Genomic DNA, 21,481 nt, shown 5'->3' on the forward strand with positions numbered 1-21,481 from the left:
ATTGATTACTTCAATCGAACGATGGCTAAACCTTTCAAATGGACTTATAAGGGTAAGGTGCTGGCTATTTAATGGTCGGTCTATTTCCGCCACCCTGTACTAGCGTAAACTCGCCTCTACAAACGCCACATAAGGACAACTCGAATAACGAGATGTACAACTTGCTTTTATGCCAACGCTGCGAGCATTTTGAACATTAATGTTTAAAACTTGCTTTGCCGCTACTTTCAAATCTTTTGTAGCTACTACTTTGTTATCAATACTTACTTCAAATACTATCTTATCACCTTGAGGAGCATAAGAATGTTTACCATTTATGCCAACAACTAAATTCAATTGTTGAAACTTAGAGTTAAGAACACATGACACTCCAGCAGGCTTACCAAAGGTAATATAAGAATAGGGATTGCCATTTTCACTAGACAAGTAAGCGATTTCCGGCAAAACTTCTCCTCCTATAGCAATGTTTTTTGGTTCACGCTGCTTTACTAAAGATTGTTCAACCCCAGCAGTAGAACTAAGACATTCCGTATCTAAAAGAGAAACGGCAGTCCCAGATAAGGGGAGAGTAGGAGTTTCGGCAACTGCGGGAGTGGGTGAAGCAGTAGGAGTTTCGGCAACCGTTGGTGTGGGTGAAGCAGTAGGAGTTTCGGCAACCGTTGGTGTGGGTGAAGTTGTAGGGGATGCGGCAACGGTGGGAGTGGGTGAGGCAGTATTGTTGTCACCGATTAGATTATTTTGTTTGAGAATTACCGCAGTAATTACCGATGCACCTATTGCAGTAGTAATTATAATCCCGGTAATCAAGGAGATAAAAACCATTGGATTTTTATTTTGTTTATTCTCATTTCCCCCTGATGATATTTGAGTAGGTTTTGGCGAATTTCTTGAATCTTTCGGACTCATCTGTTTGATTCCTTTAACTGATAATAAAAGTGTAAAAGTCGTAAATATTGAACGTTATAATTTACAAGTCTCGACACGCGAGAAGAAAAAAACTCCAGTCCAGCACCACACCCAACCAAACGGTCGGGAGAAGTCGTGAAGCAAACACAAGGGAACAGCACCCTCCCCAGTTCCCATGCCTGCAAGTAACTCGAATTTCGGGGGTGATATACCAACTAACCGCGCTGGGAGATGACCTTGGGGGGCATTCAGGGAGAAAGTCAGGTCTGAATATCCCAGCCAATCATAGTCATATGGCAGCCACTTGCTTTTCACACGCCAACCCACGCGATCGCCCAAAAGACACTCTGTTGCTTTATCGACTTTGCCGCCAACTTCCTGCCATATGCGCTGCTGCACGCTAAAGCCGAAGTGTCCATTGCTGTACTTTACCCAGAGAGCGTCGATGGTGCCTAAGTCTTGACAAGAAAACTTTTCTATGTCTTCATTTCTCAGCCAGCCTTGTTCTTCTCGATTGGCTACCTTGAGAATCAGATCCGCAGTTTCTTTGTCGGCTTGTTTCCATTTCCCATCTGCCAATAAATCCCGCAACCGCGTGTAGTCTACTTTCGGCTCAGTTGTATTTGAGTGTTCTGTCCTCAACTGGTTTTTTGTCAGAAGTTTAGGAGTCAGATTCTCTGGAATATTTTCCAAGCGAATTGCAGCGCAGCCAAATTCGTAAGCAAACTCAACACAGCGTCCGGCTCCTAGCGCATCGTAAAAACCTACAGTAAATGCAATTGCGGCTCGATCGCCAATTGCCTGACTCATGCCAATCACATAGTTAACGTGTCGAGCGATCGCTTTAGCTTGAATCTCTGAGTAGCAAGCATTAAGAACTACACATTCCACCTGCTTGAACAACTTGAACAGTCCCGCTAATCCTTCTGCATCGACAAACTTGACTTGTCCTTTTTCATCCTCAAATGCCAATCCTCCATCTTCTTCTCCATGTCCTGAAAAATGGACAATCTCCGGTTCGACATCCAACATAGCTCGTCGAAAGTCTATCGGACGCACTGCCCACCATGACTTTATGACAAATCGATCGCGTTTCTGCGCCCGCTGCAACCCTAACTCAATCTCACGCACCTCTTCATCCAAACGTAGTCGTGACGTACCTTTGGGATTCGCTGCCAGAATCAAGATTTTCTTAACCAAAGTGTTGCTGTTCATTCAAAAGTTTGGGACAGGAATGATTGCACGCTCATGTAGCTTTTTCAACCAGCAATCAACAAAATCCGGAAGCAGGGCAAAAAATTTTACTCTTTTAGGAATGATGACACTTAAGGGTATCAGCAATAGCTGTTAGACTAATTGCAAGACATCCTGAAATTCTAAAATATGTTGTGCCGTAATTTGCGGCTGTTCAAGGTGAGGGACATGACCGCAATCTTTAATCCAGATAAGTTTACTATGTGGAATTGCCCTCTTAAATCTCTTAGCATCCTCAGTACCTAAAATCTTGTCAGAATCGCCCCACAAAATCAGCGTAGGTTGGACAATTTCTGATAGTTTCTTAAATCTAAAACCACCATAACCACCACTTTTAGTAAAAGCAATCAAAGCTAATTCCCAACTAGGCATTTCTAAATGTAAAGCTGCACAAATTTGAGCATCACTGTCAGCGAGGCTTTTGTTTTTGTAAGCAGCGCGAGAAATGCTTTGACGTATCTTTGGATTACGTAAAAACTGAGTCGCCAAATAATCCAACGGGGGAAACATCAACTTACTTAACGGTGAACTACCCCCTAAACCAGCACTATCAATTAACACTAGCTTTTGTACCACTTCCGGGTAAGTCAGAGTGAAATCAATCGCTGCTGCACCCCCCATCGAAGCACCCACCAAAATTACAGGTTGATTAATCAGACTTTTCCAGAAACAATAAAGATGAGTTTTAATTGCAGTAGGACTAAACTGTATTCCCGAAACTCTATCTGTAAACCCAAAACCCAACAAATCCACTGCCCAAGTATCATTATTTTCTGCTAATAATGGTAAAAGGCGACGAAATTCTAACAAAGAACTATCAAAACCGTGAATTAATAAAATCGGCGTTCCACCACTTCCCTTATGTACATAACTTGTAGTAATAGATTGAGTACTCAAGAGAGTACTTATCGCTATCTGCTCAATACTTTGAGCCAGTGCGATCGCACTTGCTTCTCTTAATTGCCCAACTGCCGCAGGAAGAAAACTAGCAAACATAAATTTTAGCTTACCTTGTATAACTAAAGATAGCAATTCTATCCCTCAAACTAAAAAAACTATATCAATGCATTCTCTAGCTATTATAAATAGCTTGTGAACATATACTTTCCTTTCTTCTCTTCGCGTTCTTAGCGTCTTTGCGGTTCGTTTAAAAAAATATCACAGCTCATCTACTATTACTATATATGAATCAATGGATACTCACCCCCAACCAAGCCAAACAATTAATATCCCAAAGCGCAACAATTATTGACACCCGCAACAAATTAGCATGGTTTCTGGGACATATACCAGACGCTGTTCACGTCACCTGGCAAGAATTTTCGCAACCAGAAAAACCTCATCAAGGCAACCTGCTAAAAGACGAAAATCTCCTCCAACAAAAACTGCGTAAATTAGGCATTTCCAACTCAAAACCAGTAATTGTAATTGGCAATCCCGCTCATAACTTTGGTGAAGAAGGACGCATTGTTTGGATGTTACGCACCTTGGGACATAACAGCGCAGCTTTCGTTGATGGCGGATATAATGCACTTGTAAAAGCAGGTATTCAAACTACCTTTGCAGGAAATCAACCTCAAAAAATCGGAGATTTTGTAGTCAACCGCACCGCATTATGGGAAATTCAGCGCGATGAACTTAAAGCAAATCTTGCAGAAAATAAGTTAATAGTAATTGATACTCGCGAAAAGCGAGAATATAATGGGGCAACTCCTTACGGTGAAAAGCGCGGAGGACATATCCCTGGTGCAGTGCATTTCTACTTCAAAGATTTAATAGATAATAAAGGTAACTTACTTCCAACTGAAGAAATTATCACAAAACTAGCAAGATTAGGAATTCAATTAGATACTCCCATTGCTACTTATTGTACAGGTGGTATTCGTTCGGCTTTTTTTGTCAGCGTTTTGGCAAATTTAGGCTTGACTAATATCAAAAACTATGCTGGCTCAATGTGGGAATGGTCAGCCGAAGGTGCAAATAGCTATCCACTACAAGAAAATTTGTAATAAGCTTTTTTAGCGCTAAAGCGCTGATTTGATTGCCTTACCAATATACATTAAAGAAGTATTGTTAGTAATTTTGGCTTGAAATCCTCCAGTCTTTTTATAGTGGATGTACGCAAGGATGTTATCGAATAAACCTTCACCAAATAAGTCAAATCCGTTAACTTCTATGCTGGCAAAGTTATGATTATGCAGTAAATCAGTCAGTTCTTCTGGCTTAATAAACTTTTTCCAATCGTGAATACCGACGGGAATCTCGCGCAAAATATTTTCTAAAAGCCAAATCATGACAAATTGAGATTTTATACTTCTATTGATAGTGTCAAAGAAAAATAATCCGTTAGGTTGTAAAACTCTAGAAATTTCGGAAATTGTTTTTCTTAAATCGGCAACATGTTCTAAGACATCAACACATACAACAATATCAAAATAGTTTGCTTGATAAGGCAGATTTTCCGCAAATCCGTGTTGATATTCAATCGGTAATTTGCTGATTGCTGCATGTTCTTGAGCTTGTTTAATACATTTTGCCGATTGATCTACCCCGCATGCGATCGCTCCCCTTCTTGCCATAAATTCGCAAGAAAAACCGCCGCCACAGCCAACGTCTAATACTCGCAATCCCTGCCAAGAAGGTACGTACCGATCAAAAAAATCAAATCGGGGTTGATTTAAGTAATAGAGAGCGTAGATTTTAGCATCTTCCTGCCACCAAATATCTGCACTCAAGTCATAAAATTGCAAGTCATTTTTTTTCATCTTTCCATACCCAAACGAACTGGGCGAATTATAAGATGCTAACTTGACACTCTTGCCATTACTATTTTTCAATCCCGTGTGTGGCAACCGTGCTATCTTTCCTAAGCGAGCCAAAATTTGTCGGGCACACGTTGACGGCATCTCAACCTGTAGGCTAGTTATATTGTCGCACGATGTCGTACAGAGGCGATCGGTCGCGTCTCTACCTTACGGTTTTGACTGTGGCTAAAGCCACGACCGCATTCATGAGCGAAAATGCGGTGTAGCTCCACTTAGAGCATTATTCGCGTCCCCACGGCTAAAAGCCAGTGGGCTTTCTGCTCTCGTTGCTGTAACAACATCGTACAATTGATAACACCCATCCCTTGACTTAGGAGTTGATGCCATGCCGATGGCGGTTGGAGTAATTGAAACTTTAGGTTTTCCAGCTGTGTTAGCAGCAGCAGATGCAATGGTGAAGGCTGCCGGCGTAACACTGGTATACTACGGTCAAGCGGAAAGCGCTCGCTTGTTAGTCGCCGTCAGGGGACACGTAGCTGAGGTGAAAACAGCGGTTGCAGCCGGAATCGCTGCCGGAGAGGAAGCTTACGGTGGTCAAGTAATCACCCACTACATCGTTCCCAACCCTCCGGAGAATGTGGAAAGCATTTTGCCCATCCACTTCACCGAAAAATCAGAACCATACCGTATCTTCTAACCAAGTTCGCCATCAAAATCGGTAGCGAACATTCGTACAATTATTGAGTAGCGCCACATACGTTTACTTATACAGGAGATCGATTATGTCATCATCACAGGCAGTTGGAGCATTGGAAACTAAAGGTTTTCCCGCTGTGCTAGCAGCAGCAGATGCAATGGTGAAAGCCGGTCGAGTCACCCTCGTCGGTTATATCAGAGTTGGTAGCGCTCGCTTTACAGTCAATATTCGCGGAGATGTTTCGGAAGTAAAAGCTGCTATGGCTGCTGGCGTTGATGCGGTCGAAAATGTTCATGGTGGTACTTTGGAATCTTGGGTGATTATTCCTCGTCCTCATGAAAACGTTGAAGCTGTTTTGCCCATAGGCTACACAGACCAAGTTCAAGAGTATCGCGAATCTGTTGAAAACCCGATTGTTAGGTCTTCTAACGGCAGATAGAGTTATTTGTTAGTTGATAGTTGTTAATTGTTAGTTGTTAGTTGTTAGTTGATAGTTGATAGTTGATAGTTGATAGTTGGTTATTTTACTAACTGACGACCAATTACCAATTACCCCTTCTCTATGCACGCGGTTGTGCTTCAAGTCGGCAGAGCCGCTTTCTTTGCACTGGCTCACCAATTACCAATTACCAATTACCAATTACCAATTACCAATCACCAATCTATGTCCCACGTCTCGATTATCATCCCCACTTTAAATGAGGCAAAGTGTCTGGGACGCACCTTGCGTCATCTCAGTTTACTCACACCCCCAGCTTGGGAGGTGCTGGTTGTGGATGGCGGTAGTTCTGACGAAACGATCGCCATCGCCCAAACAGCAGGTGTACAAGTAATTTCTGCCAAACAATGCGGACGCGCTGCCCAATCAAATCAAGGTGCAGAAGTCGCAACCGGAGAAATCCTCTGCTTTCTCCACGCAGATACTTTGGTAAGCGACGACTTGGTAACAGTTATTGAGCAGACACTAGCAGACAAAACTGTTGTTGCTGGCGGTTTTATTTCCCTGATGGCAGGTGAAAGTACTACGCGCTGGGCAGTTTCACTGCACAACTGGCTGAAAACTTATTATGCACCGTTGCTTTTTCGCCCACATTTGTTTTTTCAAGGACTGCGCTTATTGTTTGGCGATCAAGTAATTTTCGCACGCCGCGCTGATTTCTGGGAATGTGGGGGTTTTGACAGCAACCTCCCAATTATGGAAGAAGCCGACTTGTGCATAAAAATAGTACGACGCGGAAAAATTCGCTTGGTGAATCGCATCGTCCAAAGTAGCGATCGCCGTGTCGCAAAATGGGGCTTCTTCAAAGCCACCGCAATATATCTTTACATCGGCTTTCTTTGGGGTGTTGGTGTGTCCCCACAATACCTGAAGCAATTTTATCAAGACATTCGGTGAAAATATTTAGCCCCTCGTGTCCTGATTGTAGTCAGCGTAGAGAGCGCGAAAATATCAAAATATACAGGATGCCAAAAGACTCGAAAAAGCCTATTCCTTCGTAGAGACAATTCATGAATTGTCTCTACAATCGATGATTTTGCGCTCATTCCTAATATAAACAGAAAACTAAGGTGCAATAAACTTAAAAGTCTTCGCGATCGCGTGGCAGCACATTTAACATCACAAAAAAGCTCCTAAGAAACTCCAGAAACTTATCTAGTTCAAACAGCGTCTAAATTGACGTAAATCATATTTGCACTTATAAAGCTGCTTTTCATTCGTCAGCTTTGCCCAAAAAGCGTTAGCCGCCGAGGGCACTCCTTCCTTTGCACAAAGAAAGCGGCTCCCCTTCTTCATTCGCTGTATGCTTATATAGTTTTGATAAATCCCTTTTCTCTCTAGAAAAACATATAACTTTACAAAACTTAAAAATTATCACCAAGTGAGGAAAATAGCTAAAAGACGTTGATTTCCGGCGATAGCAAACAAAAAGCAAAAACAGCAATCCGGAAAATACTGCATAACTTGAGTGATTCCAGACCTAAATAACAGAGGAAGTCGAAACAACGGCTTCGAGTGAATAATCACACTCGATGTCCACCAAAGACATCATTCAATCAGGGGCAACTGCCAGTTAAAAATTTGAGTGGAATAAATGGGGGTTGTGATGCAAACTTTAAAACAGGGTTTCGAGGAGCGCAATCTCGCTATGGCTTCAGAAGCAGAAAAACTGACGCTATATTGGCGGCAACGTTTGGCAGCAGAGTGTCCACAACAAAGCGAAGCAAACAGAGAAAGTATTATTTTTTGGCTTTTGGGAAGTAACTCAAAACGCTTTGACTTACTTAATCCGAAAGAGTTAGATATCGCCAAACAAGCGATGGAATATCGCTATCGGATTTTATGCCAGCGGTACTTGGGAATGGCAAGAGAGCGTGCTTATCGCAATTTAATCACTCGGCTGGGGAGTTTAGTGACATTACGCAATAAAATCCAAACTTGGATTTCTCTGAGTCGCGATCGCCAACGCAGCGTCGTGGACGTGTTGCAAGAAGTACTCCAAGAATTATTGCAAAGCGATAACTACATGCAGCAGCAAATGGCTTGCATCGCCGAGTTTACAACGGATTCCAGATTACAGAATTCTTTGCTGTTTGCCAGCATGGAAGAATATTGCCTGCGACCAGTACGCAATCAACCGTTATTAGCTTACCGTTTCGTAAATTATTTGCGACGCACGCAGCGCGGTGGTTTAACCCAAGTGCCCGGTAGCGATTTAATTAGACTAGTTTCCGAAGAAATTCTCACAGACGACAACGACAACCGCGTTAACTTAGCCGATAATCAGGCGATCGCCGAATATCAACAAGCACAACAACTAGAAGAACAGCAAGTACTGCGTCACGCAGTCAAGCAAGAATTTGAAACTTATCTTCAAGAAAATCTAGGGCAAGACGCAGTGCAGTGGTTGCGACTGTATCTGCAAGGCAAATCCCAAGACGAAATTGCCAAAAAAATGAGTAAGCCAATTAAGGAAATTTACCGTTTACGCGAGAAAATTAGCTACCATGCCGTGCGTGTCTTTGCTGTCAAAGGCAAACCGGAACTAGTAGATAACTGGCTAGAAATTTCCCTAGACGAACACAATTTGGGATTAACACCGCAGCAATGGCAGCAATTACAGTCAAAATTGACTAAAACTTCGCAGCAGTTATTGGAACTGCGAAAAGCAGGCAAATCCATCGAAGAAATCGCTCTTTCGTTAAAACTCAAAACCCATCAGGTAATGGGCGAATGGAGTAAAATCTATCTCGTGGCTCAAAATTTAAGAACTCAGGAGTAACCAAATATTCGCGCTTTGACAACACCTTGCATCCCACACGCAAAACACGACAACTATCAATTTTGGACGTTGGATTTGGGATTCACCCCAATCCACAATCCCAAATAAACTTTTTATATATTTGTAGTTAATTTAACTTTTATCACCCGAAAAAGTAAGTTTATTTACTACCAAATAATCTAGAGGCAGAATACGATATAAGGAAACACCAAGCAATCAAACCTATGTTGTCTTCACAGGGCAAACCAAGTGATACCGAAGCAATTGGTAATCAACTGTTAACCGATACTCCTTCTGAGTCGCTGCGCGATACTCCTGGGGAGTCGCTACGCGAACGCCAGCAAATATTTGAGCTGATAGAGCGTATCTTGTCCTTTGAAGCTTGCTTATATCATCAAATTTTGCCATATACCATAGAAGATAACAAATTGTTACTGGGCATGGTTAATCTAGAAGATACTGCGGCGCTAGATTACGTTGGTAACATTTTGTCTTATATTAACTGCACAATGGTGACAGTAGCGATCGCCCCCGACACCCACCGCAACATACTCTCAGCCTACCTCAACTACAAAAATACATCCCAGCCAGCAGCCAACCTTGCTCAAGAACATAGCGCAGCTACCATTGCCGATTCGCTTGCGTCAAAGCCAGAGACATCTATTGTAGCCCAGACAAAAAAAAGCGAAAATTCTTGCCAACAAGCAGATTCTCCTGCTGTGCTGGACCCTGATAACTTGTCTAAAGCGACCATCCTCTTTACCAGCGCAGACAAAAAGACACAGGAAAATACTTCCGAAGAGCGATCGCCACAGAGTTTACCTGTATTACTCATACCAGTTCCCGATTTATTACTGCCTGTTGAACAGCTAGCAACACTACAACCCAAGAAATTACTCGCAGAATTACTAGGTCGAGTTCTAGCAGGGGGAATTGGTCGTTTGTATTTGGAAAGACAACCATACGAAGGCAGGATACTCTGGAGTGATAATGGAGTCTTGCAATCCGTCTTAGAAAAACTTCCTCTCTCCGTTTTCCAGGGAGTGCTTAATGAATTGAAGCGACTAACAAACCTGCCTGTAACTACACTTGCAGAAGCAAAACAGGTAGAGAAAGAATGCTTGTATCAAGAAAACCGTTTGTTATTACGCTTGCGAGTGATGCCAGGAATGTACGGCGAAGAAGCGACACTACAAGTACTCCGGGGAGCCGCGTTAAAATTCTATCAACAACAACAGTTGGCACGTCTTAGCCGCGATGCTATAGGAATTTCCCAACAACTCAGTCACAAATTGCACGAACTGCAACAACGGCTAGTCTTGAATCGCAACACCAACCCCGGACAATTGAAAGCTTTTACGGCACTGAATCGACTCTTGGATGATTTAGACAATCAAATCAAAATACTCACAGATGCTTGACTACCGATAAACAACAAATAAAAATCTGTCAGTAAAACCGCTGATTCCGCTGTGATAGTTATTGTGTTGTAATGGAACCCTAGACCGATCGACCGAAGAGGTTGCGGTTGAATATCAAGAAAATTTTGATACCGTATTCCGCTAAAGATTACGGTTTTAAAAACGTATAGTAACAAATCTAATTTTCTGCTCTTAAATCCATTTTTTGCAGATATTTCATGCAGACTGAGATTTTTAGTGAAACTTTCCCCCTAATGAGTACAGCCAATCCACAAACTTTAGAATGGCTGCTCAACGTTGCAATCAACCACGAATACCCAGCGGGACGAGCCGTTTTAATGGAAGATGCTTGGGGAAACGCGGTTTACTTCGTGGTTTCTGGTTGGGTCAAAGTGCGACGCACGCGCAGCGAAGATTCTGTTGCTTTGGCAATTTTAGGACAGGGCGATTTTTTTGGCGAAATGGCAATTTTGGATGAGTCTCCCCGCTCAACCGATGTGGTTGCTCTTTCGCCTGTGAAATTACTGAGTATCTCCAGAGAGCGCTTTATTCAAATATTGTTTAAAGACCCGCAGTTGCATCATAGAATGCTGCAACTGATGGTGCGACGATTGCGGCAAGCTAATTTACGCTTGCAAATGCGGTCTTCACCACCAGCAGTTAAACTCGCTCAAACTCTAGTCAGTTTGGGCGAAAGTTACGCTCAAGAATCAGAAAAAGGAAAGGAAATTTTTAACATTCCTTACAAAGATTTAGCAGAAGTTACAGAAATTGGTGTTGAAGAAACCACCAAAATTATGGAAAAGCTTGATGAAAAAGGTTGGATCAAAATTGACAACGCTAATCAGGTAGTTTATCTCGTTAACTTCAAACAATTGATAAATTTGGCTGGCAAAGTTTAATTAGTTATATCATTTGCCGAAAATCATGATACATATGAATTGGTTGTAGCGCTAGGAGGGTGTGTTAGGACGGATGTCCGTAACGCACCCTACGCTCGAAAAGTGAGTAGCTAGTAGGGTGTGTTAGGAGGACAGTACGGCACCGTCTTAGAACTAGATTGCGGTGCGTTACTTCGTGAACGCACCCGACGCTGGGAAAGTGAGTAGTTATGAGTTCTGAGTTATGAATTATGAGTTATAAGTTAAATTTAACCCTAAATTCCTCGCTCCTACCTCTTAACTTCTAACTACAGATGACTGAAGCAACAGCACCTCGCACCGACACCCGCATCCAAGAAGCCGTGCCGACAATTCATTATCAGGTGGCAATGCCTCAACCAGAAACGCATTTGTTTGAGGTAACTTTGCATTTAGCAAATTACCCATTGCCAATTCTGGATTTAAAACTACCTGTGTGGACTCCAGGTTCTTACTTGGTGCGGGAATACGCCAAACAGTTACAGAATTTTACCGCTTTTTCGGACGCGGAGTCTTTGCCTTGGCGGAAAATCAGTAAAAATCACTGGCAAGTAGAAACAAACAAGGTTTCAAAATTAACCGTGAGTTACCGCATTTTTGCGAATGAGCTATCAGTGCGGACAAATCACTTAGATGCAACTCACGGCTATTTTAACGGTGCTGCGTTGTTTTTTAGAATTCCAGGTTGGGAAAAGCAATTAATTCGTGTTTCTATCGTACCACCACGCCCAGAATGGCAGGTAACTACAGCATTACCCGCAGATGAACAAGCCAATACTTTTCTAGCTGACGATTTTGATACGCTTGTAGACAACCCCTTTGAAATTGGTTGCCATCAGTTATATCACTTTGAGGTATTGGGAAAACCCCATGAATTGGCAATTTGGGGACAAGGTAATTTGCAACCACAACGGATGATTTCTGATATCACGAAAATTATCCAAGTTGAAGCGCAAATGTTTGGCGGTTTGCCTTATGAAAGATATCTGTTTCTACTACATTTATTTTCTCAAGCTTACGGTGGTTTGGAGCATAAAAACTGTTGCTCTTTAATTTACCAACGCTTTGGCTTTCGCGCTGAAGATAAATACGATCGCTTTATGCAATTGGTAGCACACGAGTTCTTTCACTTGTGGAATGTCAAGCGCATTCGCCCGAAAGCACTGGAAGTTTTTGATTACGACCAAGAAAATTATACACCGTCTTTATGGTTTTCTGAAGGAACGACCAGTTATTATGATTTGCTGATTCCTTTGCGGGCGGGCATTTACGATGCTCAAACATTTTTAAGCAACTTGAGCAAGGAAATTAGTAAGTATGAAAAGACACCGGGACGCCAAGTGCAACCGCTTTCCGAGTCGAGTTTTGATGCTTGGATTAAACTTTATCGCCAAGATGCTAATAGCGGCAATTCTCAAATTTCCTACTATTTAAAAGGGGAAATGGTATCTCTGTTGCTAGATTTACTGATTCGTTCCCAGCATAACAATCAACGCTCTTTTGATGATGTCATGCTGAAAATGTGGCAGCAATTTGGCTTCAATGAAATCGGCTTTACTCCCGAACAGCTACAGTCAGTAATTGAGTCTGTAGCAGAAATGGATTTATCTGATTTCTTTAAGCGCTACATTGATGATACTGAAGATTTGCCTTTCAACGAGTATTTACAACCTTTTGGCTTGGAGTTAGTTGCAGAAAACGAAGAAGAACCTTATTTGGGTGTGAAAGCAAGTGCTGAAAACGGAAGAGAGATAATTAAGTTTGTCGAAGCTAGTTCACCTGCACAAATAGCGGGAATCGATGCAGGTGATGAGTTGTTGGCAATTGATAAAATGAAGGTGACAGCAAGTGGGTTAAGCGATCGCTTAAAAGATTATCAACCCAACGACACCATCCAAATTACAGTTTTCCACCAAGACGAACTTTGCACCTACCCTGTAACCTTGACTTCACCACGTCCCACACGGTACCAAGTAAAACCTGTTGCTAATCCTTCGCCAATTCAGCAAGAAAACTTAACAGGGTGGTTAGGCGCGTCAATTTTATAAGGTATAAGGCAAAAGTAAAAAGAATCAAACAATTTATTTTGCGTTTTGCCTTTTACCTTTAATACTTACGCACGCGCTCTTTGTCTCGTAGGGGCAATTCATGAATTGCCCCTACGTAAATTCAATTGGTGACGACATGAGTGCGTAAGTCCTAACCTTTTAACTTTTCAAAACTCCTGGTTCTCGTTGCATCGGTAAAACATCTAAAATATCGGTTTGCGAGCAATATTTCAGGTCTTCATAACAATTAAGACGTAACAATCGCTGACCGTGACTGCAAGCGTGAAAAAGTCCTAATAAGTTATCTTGCCATTGAGAATAAAGAGCGATCGCACTAACTACTTCATCATTACCAGCTAATTTCTCTAGAGGCAAGTTGGTTTCTTGTACAACACTGTGAGCGATCGCTCCTGCACAAGCTGTATCCTCTAAAGAAAAACTGCCTTCCCAACCTGAACCAACAATCCAAACTGTTTCTGGTTGCTTTTCTATGAGATATCGCACCACCGCAGCTCGATTGATAAAAGCTGCGGTTATGACAGTTGCAGCATCTTGGACTCTTTGTAAGGCGCGAGTGCCATTCGTGGTACTAATAAATAAGCGTCGCCCATGCACTAATTCTGGTGTGCAGTCGAGAGGTGAGTTACCCAGTTCAAAACCAGGAACTTTCCCACCACCGCGTTCTCCAGCTCGCAACCGTTTTTCGGGGAGCCAAGATTCGCTCACTTGCATAAGTTTTTCTAAATCGCTGAAGACTTGGATAGCTTCGCCTCCAGCTGCCAATACAGTCGCCATTGTGCTAGTTGCTCGCAAAACATCAACTGCGATCGCACAGTCTGGCGCTTTATCCGCTGGAGTCAATTCCGGAGTGTGGTAAACGAATAGCTTCACGTGCTGGATACACCTAGTCCTATACTACTGCCGCAAATAATATCTTACCCAGATGCTGTCACTAAACATAGTTTTATGCTAGTGGGTTCTTGATGTCTCAACCCTGAGTATACTCTATGCATGAATCTTTGAAGATTGAAATCTTGCTTGTCTGCAATGGGCAATTTTTCCTATTTGAACGCAGCATTGGAACTGAACGTGTAATCTGAATAGAAGGACAGATGTAGGATTATGCAGTACTAAATAAAGACACTCACCAACCACGCATCCAAAACGAATATCTACTGGGAACGAATTTTTTCACATTTTCCCAATCCAAAATCCCAAATCTAAAATCCAAAATCGACATGGCACCTTTACCTGAATACCGCCCCAAACAACTGTCTTTAGGTCCTCTGGAAGCAGAAATTTTGCATATCATCTGGGAACTGAGTTCAGTTACAGTTAAAGATGTACACGATCGCATTCTTACTGACCCTAACCGCGAATTAGCTTATACTTCCGTGACAACCGTATTGCGTCGCCTTACCGATAAAGGTTGGCTAACCTGCGACAAAAGAGGACGAGCATTTTATTGGCGTCCATTGATTACCAAACAGCAAGCAGAGGTAATTAAAGCACACGAGCAGTTACAGCGATTTCTCGCGGTGGGTAATCCCGATGTAATTGCTGCTTTTGCAGATAGTTTAGATGAAGCTGCCAGCGAACAAATACAAGCGATCGCCAAACGCATTCAAGCTGCACGCCAAGCCAGGGAGGAACAATAATGCATCTGATCATGATTTTGACTGCTTTAACAGTCGCTTGGTGCTTGAGAGCCTCTGAAACTAACTTTGAAGGTAGTTGGAGTGTGCGCTGGCGGCGATCGCTATTTTTATTTCTCTTTCCGCCCTTGTTAATTTTTATGACAGCGATCGCCGTTTTGTGCATGGGACCTCAAGGCAATATGGGCGGGATGTACACCGGTTGGTTTAGTTATGTCTTAACGTTAATTAGTCTTGCAATATTTGACATTTTGTGCGTTAAACTTGCCTTCGGTGGTTGGCAATCTGTGAAATCTGTCCGCAACTGTCCCTTAGTTAATATTGAAGGTAAACAAGTAAGGCTACTCAACACCGAAGCGCTGTTTGCCGGTCAAATCGGTTTTTGGCGATCGGAATTAGTAATTAGCCAAGGACTACTGGCAAATCTTTCACCAGAGCATTTAGAAAGTGTCTTCGCACACGAGCAAGGACATTACCATTACAAAGATACATTCTGGTTTTTTTGGCTGGGTTGGGTGCGTTGCTGCACCGCTTGGTTGCCAAATACAGATGCTTTGTGGCAAGAACTGTTAATTTTGCGCGAATTACGTGCGGATGCTTACGCTGCATCACGAGTAGATCCATTATTGTTAGCAGAATCGCTGTTGTTGGTAGTGAGTACAACTCCTGTATCCTCAGAAATTTTCTGTGCAGCATTAGGATGCGATCGCCTAGAACAAAGAATAGAAGCTTTGTTAGCACAACCAGAACCGACTCCAAAACTTAACTTCCAATTTTGGAATGGGTTTTTGTTGGCGTTTTTGCCTTTGGTAACTGTGATATTTCACAACTAACTAACGTAGCGATCGCGCACCTGACAATAATCACGCGCTTGATGTGCGATCGCTGAAATTAATCAAACCAAGAGATAATTTAAAAGCTGGAATATCGCGCTTGATCGCTAAAGTCACCCTAAATTTTGTCGTCACCTGAGATTGGCTCAAAAATCAGTCGCAGGGTCTATCAATTTTTTCGCTATCAGTTTTTAATCTAAAGCTTTAGTTTTGAACAAAGAGGGATAAGACTTTGGTTCTAATTGCAAAAATGAACTCTGAGTATATACAGCAGTTCTTAAATTGGCGCAGTAATGACCATAAGGACATTTACTTTAATAGTGTTCTTCAGCGGTAAATTGCCAATCACAAAGAAGGTAAGCGAGTTATCTTTATTTCTTTGATAGAAAAGACGATTATTGGCACTGTGCAATTTGTTTTCTTGCATGACGATCTTGATTTAGCCGATGGAGTATCTACTGCTTACTTGCAAGCCCTAGAGGTTGATCGTCACTATAGACGACAGGGAATCGCTACATTTCTGATTCAGGAAGTTGAATCAGAAGCTATGAAGCAAGGTTTTGAACGCTTAACAGTTATGGTTGAGCCAGACAACCAGACAGCAATAAACCTTTATTACAAAATGGGCTTTTCCTTTTTTAAGCGGTCAAAAGATACGTGGGAAGAAAAGGAATATCCTGTATTATGCCTGAAAAAAACTTTGGCTAAGATAGGAAAATGTAACTTTCAAGAACAAACTTGATGAAAAGTATAAGCGATCGCCCTTTCGGTTAACCGTTTTTTGAAGCAGCGATTATAGGATATGAATATAATTACCCTACGTTGTCAAACTATGAACACGCAACTAGTAGACGGTTTAGCACAAATTATTCAGTCTCTTTCCCAAGAGGAACGAGCGCTTTTAGATGAAAAGTTGAAAAAATCCGACGGACAAGCAGCTTTCCAAAGGCTGATTGAGTTGGGAGATAAAATCAACGCTCGTCGTGCAGGAAAACCATTTGACCCACCAATACAAGACTATATCCGACAAACAAGAGAAGAACGCAACGAGCAACATGATGAATTTATGCGTAGTTGCTTTCCAAAATCTGAGGCAAAATGACATCAATTGTAGTTTGTGTTGATGCCAACTTAGTAGTACTTTTGTTATCAAGAGGTACTTTGGCGTTGCAGATAAGAGAATTGTGGAATCAGTGGTTATAGTTAAACTGCACAATTGTTGCACCGAGCTTGATTTACTATGAACTTAGCAATGCCTTACATCGCTCTGCTGTTGCAGGGCAAATAGCAGTAGAAGAAGCTGATCAAGTTTTAGCAGAAGCCATGAATTTAAATATCAGGCTTTACGGTGACGCAGAATTACACCAACAAGCCTTGATTATAGCGAGAAATTTAAGACTCTCAGCAACCTACGATTCTCACTATTTAGCTTTAGCTAAAAGATTAGGATGTGAGTTCTGGACGGCAGATAGGCGGTTGTTTAATTCAGTACAAGCTGCATTACCTTGGGTCAATTTAGTATTTAACAACAGTTAATTAATATTCTCAAGAATTAACTCTTTCAACGCCTTTGCCAAATACTCGTACTGTTCCAGTGTATTGTAAATTTGCGCCGAAACCCTTATTAATAACTTCGGTTTTTCCTGCCACGGAACCACTTGCACTTGAATCCCAAATCTATCAAATAATTCATCGCGCAAAGACATAAAACTGCGACTTTCCAACACTTCTGGCATCGGAACAACCGCCATAGAACCAATCATCTCATCTGGACACAGCACCGACACGTTCAACGCTTCACAAAGTAGCTGTCTTGCCTGCAATGCTAGCTGATGATTTCGCTGTCTTAATTCATCCCACCCACCAGGTAACAGAGAACCCATAAAAGCGATCGCTTCCGGTACGCACATATAAGCGGTAGGATCGTTCGTACCCATCCAATCAAATTCCAACTGAAAGCGTGATTTATCAGTTCGTGGTGAGTTTGCACCGTGGCTAATTGTCAGCGGACGAATTTCTAACTGTTTATCTCGTTGTACATACAAAAAAGCCGCACTTTTCGGCGCACACAACCATTTATGACAATTCCCAGTATAATAAGTCGCCCCAATTTCTGATAAATTTAAAGCAAGCATTCCCGGCGCGTGGGCACCATCTACAAGCGTATCCACACCGCCCTGTTGCAACTGTTTCACCAACTGCTGAATCGGAAAGATTAACCCAGTTTGGCTGGTAACGTGATCCAAAAGTGCTAATCGTGTTTTTGGCGAAACTTGCTCAATTACCGCTGATAAAATTTGTTCTGACGATTCTAAAGGAAAGGGAATTTTTGCCACCACCACCCGCGCCCCAGTGCGACTAGCGATAAAATCTAAAGCATTACGGCAAGCGTTATATTCATGGTTCGTTGTGAGAATTTCATCATCAGGATAAAAGACAAGCGATCGCAACACCGAATTTACACCAGTCGTCGCATTTGGAACAAATACCAAATCTTCGGCATCCGCACCCACAAACCCCGCTAGTTTCCTCCTAGCGTCATCCAGCAACCCTTCCCACTCCCTAATAAAAAAGCGCAAAGGTTCATTTTCTAACTGTTCCCGCAGTCGTTGTTGCGCTGACAGCACAGTTTTAGGACAAGCACCGAACGAACCATGATTGAGAAACGTCACAGCTCGATCAAGCGACCATAAGCTACGGACGGACAATCCAAAATCCAAAATCTATGGCTCCAAAATTTTTAACTCCCCAGGCCGGATTCGAACCAGCGACCAATCGATTAACAGTCGATCGCTCTACCACTGAGCTACTGAGGATCACAATTTATTATCTTAAGGGTAAAGATAGGATTTGGCAAGTACCTGAGCGAAAATTTTTCCCAAAAACTTTTGACTAGATACTTAAGTCCATAATCCTTTCCATCAAAACCCAATGACAAAGGTAACTTTGCTTCGCAATTCATGCTAATATTTAATTTGTTCGCATTCGCAATTCCGCCAGACGATCTCGTGCTTTGGGGTCAATGGAATTAGCGAGAAATCTAGTTTTAGGTTGTTTTCTTGTTTGATACTTTTGCCGCGATCGACACACGCTGGCTTCCACTTCCCAACATAGTTTTTGAGCCGACATCCACTCAGCACCATAACCTAGTATCATCAGCTGTTGTGCCCGGTCTGAAGTAGCAACAATTACGCGAGAAATTAGAGACTGTGCTAATGAAGAGCGCAAAGACGCACAGGTTTTTTCGATGTACGTGTCAGCAGTTTGTCCAAAATCAGTGTAATGAACTGATAAAAGCTCTGTAATAACTTCTTTATTGCTAGAGGAATTTTGATATTGGGCATCAAAGACGATCTGAGTCTCATAACCCTGAAAAGCGGTGTAACTGATTAAAGCTTCAATCAATTCGCCGCGTGCTGCCTCTAATCCAGCATAGTCACGGGTTTTTTTCAGGCAATGCCAAGTGCCAATTATATTGTAGCCGTCCACTAACAAAACGGCTGGAAGTAAGGAGGGGGGCATGGTTTTTAATCACAATTATCTAGAGTTAACAAAATTCATTCATAACTTTTATAGTAATTGAAGCATTGCTTGTAACACTATGTTACAGAAAACAAAAAATGTAGATCAATTGTGTAAAGTTGCTGTATAAACTGAAAACGCGCCTTTTGAGAGGCGCGTTGCAGTTCTTTGTAATTACTAATTAATTATTAGCTTGGGATAAAAAAAAGCTGGACAAGTGAGTATTAAGAGGCTTCGTCGTGTTCTTCCATCAAACGTTGTTTTAGGCGTGAAGCTTCACCTTTATCCACTAGAGAGCCTTTTTCTAGCAAGAAAGCGCCATCACAGTAGTTTAACTCGTCTAGGCGATGCGTTACCCAAAGAGCCGTCATATTGCGACTTTTGACTAAACGGCGTACTTGAGCTACCAAGTCCAGTTGGCTATCTGGATCGAGTAAAGCAGTTGGCTCATCTAATAGTAAGACCTCAGAGCGACGAGCGATCGCACCAGCAATTGCCACTCGCTGTTTCTGTCCACCACTCAAAGCGTAGATAGGGCGTCGTTGCAGTGAAAGCAAATTCACTGCCCCTAACGCTTCCTCAACCCTTGCTCTCACTATCTTTGGCGGCAACTTTTCTTCCACTAGTCCAAAAGCGACATCTGCACCAACAGTTGGCATCACCAATTGATGATCCGGATTTTGGAAGACAAAGCCAACCGGATGCAAAATCCGAATTTCTCCAGACTGAGGTGCTAATAATCCCGCAAGTAATCTGAGCAAAGTTGATTTGCCACTGCCATTAGTACCCAAAAGCATCCAAAATTCACCAAGAGGTACTTCTAGAGAGCAAGATTTGATTACTTTCTCTCCATTAGTCCAACTGAAATTTAAATCCTTTACCTCAATGCCCAGTTCCGCCATTTTTCTACCACCGATGGCTTACTCAGAGGCTAGAGCGAAGAAACCAGGTGGTCTCGCACCACCAGCAGCCACACCATCTTTCTGAGATATTTGTACCCCAGAAATTTCACTAGCACGGACGGCAATTTTTTTCTCTGTCTTGCCCTCACATATTAGTTCCACAATATCAGGGTTGCCAGAGCGCATAGCTGCCAAAATCAGCTGATAAACAGCTTCAGCATCCTCAGATGTTTTACGTTGTACCGATACGGGGAAAGGCGTATTTCTTAAGGTTAAGTCGATGGTGAACATGAATCCCAAGAGTGAAATTTAACTGTAGCAATCATTTTAGCGTGCAAGAAGGTGGGGGAGTGGGGAAGGGGGGAGGGGGAGAAAGAAGAATTATTCTCCTTGTCTCCTTGTCTCCTTATCTCCTTGTCTCCTTGTCTCCTTGTCCCCCCTCCGGGGTTTCAAGATATCCGTGTAAATCTTAAATAAATATAAATATTAAATTCAGTTAAAAATTGTGTAGAAAAATGAGAAATTTAGTTATAGAATAATGAGAGACAGTAAAAAATTGTAAACTGGATACATAACCCAGTTTGTGTTCTGTCTTATAGATAGCAATATAGCGATTCCCACTCAGGTGAGGTACAAAATTATATGGCGGGTTGTACGGGCACGGCAGTGCCGTGCCCCTACGGGTGTACCTCATTAAACCGAGAAACGCTATAAAATCGCAATCTATAGGCAGAGAAAACCTGAACTTATAAACTTTTGGAGATTTCTTGTAATGACCATCGCAGTAGGACGCGCCCCCAGTAGAGGGTGGTTTGACGTACTAGACGACTGGTTGAAGCGCGATCGCTTCGTATTCGTAGGTTGGTCAGGGATATTATTATTCCCTTGCGCCTTCCTCGCACTAGGCGGTTGGCTCACCGGTACAACATTCGTCACCAGTTGGTACACCCACGGATTAGCCTCATCATACCTGGAAGGCTGTAACTTCTTGACAGTGGCAGTATCGACCCCGGCAAATAGCTTGGGACACTCTTTATTGTTACTGTGGGGACCAGAAGCACAAGGCGACTTTACCCGTTGGTGTCAATTGGGTGGATTGTGGACATTTGTAGCATTACACGGAGCCTTTGGTTTAATCGGCTTCATGTTGCGGCAATTTGAAATCGCTCGTTTGGTGGGGATTCGTCCTTACAACGCGCTCGCATTTTCTGCGCCAATCGCTGTGTTCGTTAGCGTATTTTTGATGTACCCCTTGGGTCAATCAAGCTGGTTCTTTG

22 protein-coding genes, 1 tRNA gene and 1 pseudogene are annotated in these 21,481 nt (G+C 42.4%); 14 read left to right on the top strand and 10 right to left on the bottom strand.

Going from position 1 to position 21,481, the window contains the following annotated elements; translation table 11 throughout:
• Positions 1-99: 99 nt before the first annotated feature.
• From AABK37_RS31395 to AABK37_RS31405, 3 genes are all read right to left on the bottom strand, one after another.
• Positions 100-906: a hypothetical protein gene (locus tag AABK37_RS31395; RefSeq protein ID WP_432555402.1), complete on the bottom strand. Its 807-nt coding sequence runs from the start codon at positions 904-906 to the stop codon at positions 100-102.
• Positions 907-960: 54 nt separating this feature from the next.
• Complete coding sequence (locus tag AABK37_RS31400; RefSeq protein ID WP_432555403.1) at positions 961-2,121, bottom strand: GUN4 domain-containing protein; 1,161 nt, start codon at positions 2,119-2,121, stop codon at positions 961-963.
• Positions 2,122-2,253: 132 nt separating this feature from the next.
• A complete protein-coding gene (locus AABK37_RS31405) occupies positions 2,254-3,156 on the bottom strand; it encodes an alpha/beta fold hydrolase (protein ID WP_432555404.1) in 903 nt (300 codons plus the stop codon).
• Between the two features lie 188 nt (positions 3,157-3,344).
• Here AABK37_RS31405 and AABK37_RS31410 point away from each other — a divergent pair, with 188 nt between their 5' ends.
• Entirely contained in the window at positions 3,345-4,169 is an 825-nt protein-coding gene (locus AABK37_RS31410; RefSeq protein ID WP_432555405.1) for a sulfurtransferase, read from the top strand.
• Positions 4,170-4,184: 15 nt separating this feature from the next.
• On the opposite strand, the gene ubiG is transcribed toward AABK37_RS31410, so the two are convergent.
• Positions 4,185-5,066: a bifunctional 2-polyprenyl-6-hydroxyphenol methylase/3-demethylubiquinol 3-O-methyltransferase UbiG gene (gene ubiG / locus AABK37_RS31415; protein WP_432555406.1), complete on the bottom strand. Its 882-nt coding sequence runs from the start codon at positions 5,064-5,066 to the stop codon at positions 4,185-4,187.
• Positions 5,067-5,310: 244 nt separating this feature from the next.
• Here ubiG and AABK37_RS31420 point away from each other — a divergent pair, with 244 nt between their 5' ends.
• From AABK37_RS31420 to AABK37_RS31450, 7 genes are all read left to right on the top strand, one after another.
• Positions 5,311-5,622: a BMC domain-containing protein gene (locus AABK37_RS31420; RefSeq protein ID WP_432555407.1), complete on the top strand. Its 312-nt coding sequence runs from the start codon at positions 5,311-5,313 to the stop codon at positions 5,620-5,622.
• Between the two features lie 85 nt (positions 5,623-5,707).
• Entirely contained in the window at positions 5,708-6,061 is a 354-nt protein-coding gene (locus AABK37_RS31425; RefSeq protein WP_039739851.1) for a carbon dioxide-concentrating mechanism protein CcmK, read from the top strand.
• A 225-nt stretch (positions 6,062-6,286) separates the two neighbouring features.
• On the top strand, positions 6,287-7,018 hold the full coding sequence (locus AABK37_RS31430; protein WP_432555418.1) for a TIGR04283 family arsenosugar biosynthesis glycosyltransferase: 732 nt from the start codon (positions 6,287-6,289) through the stop codon (positions 7,016-7,018).
• A 697-nt stretch (positions 7,019-7,715) separates the two neighbouring features.
• On the top strand, positions 7,716-8,903 hold the full coding sequence (locus AABK37_RS31435; RefSeq protein WP_432555408.1) for a HetZ-related protein 2: 1,188 nt from the start codon (positions 7,716-7,718) through the stop codon (positions 8,901-8,903).
• A 224-nt stretch (positions 8,904-9,127) separates the two neighbouring features.
• Positions 9,128-10,324: a pilus assembly protein PilB gene (locus AABK37_RS31440; RefSeq protein WP_432555409.1), complete on the top strand. Its 1,197-nt coding sequence runs from the start codon at positions 9,128-9,130 to the stop codon at positions 10,322-10,324.
• Positions 10,325-10,542: 218 nt separating this feature from the next.
• Positions 10,543-11,226, top strand: coding sequence for a Crp/Fnr family transcriptional regulator (locus AABK37_RS31445; protein ID WP_432555410.1), 684 nt, complete (start codon positions 10,543-10,545; stop codon positions 11,224-11,226).
• A 293-nt stretch (positions 11,227-11,519) separates the two neighbouring features.
• Complete coding sequence (locus AABK37_RS31450; RefSeq protein WP_432555411.1) at positions 11,520-13,292, top strand: M61 family metallopeptidase; 1,773 nt, start codon at positions 11,520-11,522, stop codon at positions 13,290-13,292.
• A 159-nt stretch (positions 13,293-13,451) separates the two neighbouring features.
• On the opposite strand, the gene AABK37_RS31455 is transcribed toward AABK37_RS31450, so the two are convergent.
• A complete protein-coding gene (locus AABK37_RS31455) occupies positions 13,452-14,183 on the bottom strand; it encodes a 2-phosphosulfolactate phosphatase family protein (RefSeq protein WP_432555412.1) in 732 nt (243 codons plus the stop codon).
• A gap of 347 nt (positions 14,184-14,530) precedes the next feature.
• On the opposite strand from AABK37_RS31455, the gene AABK37_RS31460 reads away from it, so the two are divergent.
• From AABK37_RS31460 to AABK37_RS31480, 5 genes are all read left to right on the top strand, one after another.
• The gene (locus AABK37_RS31460; RefSeq protein ID WP_039752252.1) at positions 14,531-14,950 is read left to right on the top strand and encodes a BlaI/MecI/CopY family transcriptional regulator; all 420 of its coding nucleotides are present in this window, start codon (positions 14,531-14,533) and stop codon (positions 14,948-14,950) included.
• Positions 14,950-15,780, top strand: coding sequence for a M56 family metallopeptidase (locus AABK37_RS31465; RefSeq protein ID WP_432555413.1), 831 nt, complete (start codon positions 14,950-14,952; stop codon positions 15,778-15,780). Before AABK37_RS31460 ends, AABK37_RS31465 begins: the two co-directional genes overlap by 1 nt.
• Positions 15,781-16,153: 373 nt before the next feature.
• Complete coding sequence (locus tag AABK37_RS31470; RefSeq protein ID WP_432555419.1) at positions 16,154-16,522, top strand: GNAT family N-acetyltransferase; 369 nt, start codon at positions 16,154-16,156, stop codon at positions 16,520-16,522.
• Between the two features lie 60 nt (positions 16,523-16,582).
• Entirely contained in the window at positions 16,583-16,882 is a 300-nt protein-coding gene (locus tag AABK37_RS31475) for a hypothetical protein (protein WP_432555414.1), read from the top strand.
• A 113-nt stretch (positions 16,883-16,995) separates the two neighbouring features.
• Positions 16,996-17,316 carry a type II toxin-antitoxin system VapC family toxin gene (locus tag AABK37_RS31480; protein ID WP_432555420.1) on the top strand — a complete coding sequence of 107 codons (321 nt, stop codon included), beginning with the start codon at positions 16,996-16,998 and terminating at the stop codon, positions 17,314-17,316.
• Here the strand turns inward: AABK37_RS31480 and AABK37_RS31485 are convergent.
• The 5 genes from AABK37_RS31485 to AABK37_RS31505 all read right to left on the bottom strand — a co-directional run bounded on the left by AABK37_RS31485 (position 17,313) and on the right by AABK37_RS31505 (position 20,495).
• Positions 17,313-18,488, bottom strand: a complete 1,176-nt coding sequence (locus AABK37_RS31485; protein ID WP_432555415.1) for an aminotransferase class V-fold PLP-dependent enzyme — start codon at positions 18,486-18,488, stop codon at positions 17,313-17,315. The two genes, AABK37_RS31480 and AABK37_RS31485, sit on opposite strands and share 4 nt — an antisense overlap.
• A 36-nt stretch (positions 18,489-18,524) precedes the next feature.
• A tRNA-Asn gene (locus AABK37_RS31490) sits at positions 18,525-18,596 on the bottom strand.
• Between the two features lie 154 nt (positions 18,597-18,750).
• Positions 18,751-19,302 carry an NYN domain-containing protein gene (locus tag AABK37_RS31495; protein WP_432555416.1) on the bottom strand — a complete coding sequence of 184 codons (552 nt, stop codon included), beginning with the start codon at positions 19,300-19,302 and terminating at the stop codon, positions 18,751-18,753.
• Positions 19,303-19,526: 224 nt separating this feature from the next.
• Positions 19,527-20,204, bottom strand: a complete 678-nt coding sequence (locus AABK37_RS31500; protein ID WP_432555417.1) for an ABC transporter ATP-binding protein — start codon at positions 20,202-20,204, stop codon at positions 19,527-19,529.
• A gap of 18 nt (positions 20,205-20,222) precedes the next feature.
• Positions 20,223-20,495, bottom strand: a complete 273-nt coding sequence (locus AABK37_RS31505) for a hypothetical protein (RefSeq protein WP_089128975.1) — start codon at positions 20,493-20,495, stop codon at positions 20,223-20,225.
• A 481-nt stretch (positions 20,496-20,976) separates the two neighbouring features.
• On the opposite strand from AABK37_RS31505, the pseudogene AABK37_RS31510 reads away from it, so the two are divergent.
• Positions 20,977-21,481: pseudogene (locus tag AABK37_RS31510) on the top strand (photosystem II D2 protein (photosystem q(a) protein)); the annotation flags it as partial.

This window comes from Tolypothrix sp. VBCCA 56010 (assembly GCF_050875635.1).
Lineage (GTDB): Bacteria > Cyanobacteriota > Cyanobacteriia > Cyanobacteriales > Nostocaceae > Hassallia.

What these genes read in the sequence shown, in the direction of transcription:
- AABK37_RS31395 (WP_432555402.1), bottom strand. Translation starts at nt 906, where the DNA reads ATGAGTCCGAAAGATTCAAGAAATTCGCCAAAACCTACTCAAATATCA.
- AABK37_RS31400 (WP_432555403.1), bottom strand. Translation starts at nt 2,121, where the DNA reads ATGAACAGCAACACTTTGGTTAAGAAAATCTTGATTCTGGCAGCGAAT.
- AABK37_RS31405 (WP_432555404.1), bottom strand. Translation starts at nt 3,156, where the DNA reads ATGTTTGCTAGTTTTCTTCCTGCGGCAGTTGGGCAATTAAGAGAAGCA.
- AABK37_RS31410 (WP_432555405.1), top strand. Translation starts at nt 3,345, where the DNA reads ATGAATCAATGGATACTCACCCCCAACCAAGCCAAACAATTAATATCC.
- ubiG (WP_432555406.1), bottom strand. Translation starts at nt 5,066, where the DNA reads ATGCCGTCAACGTGTGCCCGACAAATTTTGGCTCGCTTAGGAAAGATA.
- AABK37_RS31420 (WP_432555407.1), top strand. Translation starts at nt 5,311, where the DNA reads ATGCCGATGGCGGTTGGAGTAATTGAAACTTTAGGTTTTCCAGCTGTG.
- AABK37_RS31425 (WP_039739851.1), top strand. Translation starts at nt 5,708, where the DNA reads ATGTCATCATCACAGGCAGTTGGAGCATTGGAAACTAAAGGTTTTCCC.
- AABK37_RS31430 (WP_432555418.1), top strand. Translation starts at nt 6,287, where the DNA reads ATGTCCCACGTCTCGATTATCATCCCCACTTTAAATGAGGCAAAGTGT.
- AABK37_RS31435 (WP_432555408.1), top strand. Translation starts at nt 7,716, where the DNA reads ATGGGGGTTGTGATGCAAACTTTAAAACAGGGTTTCGAGGAGCGCAAT.
- AABK37_RS31440 (WP_432555409.1), top strand. Translation starts at nt 9,128, where the DNA reads ATGTTGTCTTCACAGGGCAAACCAAGTGATACCGAAGCAATTGGTAAT.
- AABK37_RS31445 (WP_432555410.1), top strand. Translation starts at nt 10,543, where the DNA reads ATGCAGACTGAGATTTTTAGTGAAACTTTCCCCCTAATGAGTACAGCC.
- AABK37_RS31450 (WP_432555411.1), top strand. Translation starts at nt 11,520, where the DNA reads ATGACTGAAGCAACAGCACCTCGCACCGACACCCGCATCCAAGAAGCC.
- AABK37_RS31460 (WP_039752252.1), top strand. Translation starts at nt 14,531, where the DNA reads ATGGCACCTTTACCTGAATACCGCCCCAAACAACTGTCTTTAGGTCCT.
- AABK37_RS31465 (WP_432555413.1), top strand. Translation starts at nt 14,950, where the DNA reads ATGCATCTGATCATGATTTTGACTGCTTTAACAGTCGCTTGGTGCTTG.
- AABK37_RS31475 (WP_432555414.1), top strand. Translation starts at nt 16,583, where the DNA reads ATGAATATAATTACCCTACGTTGTCAAACTATGAACACGCAACTAGTA.
- AABK37_RS31495 (WP_432555416.1), bottom strand. Translation starts at nt 19,302, where the DNA reads ATGCCCCCCTCCTTACTTCCAGCCGTTTTGTTAGTGGACGGCTACAAT.
- AABK37_RS31500 (WP_432555417.1), bottom strand. Translation starts at nt 20,204, where the DNA reads ATGGCGGAACTGGGCATTGAGGTAAAGGATTTAAATTTCAGTTGGACT.
- AABK37_RS31505 (WP_089128975.1), bottom strand. Translation starts at nt 20,495, where the DNA reads ATGTTCACCATCGACTTAACCTTAAGAAATACGCCTTTCCCCGTATCG.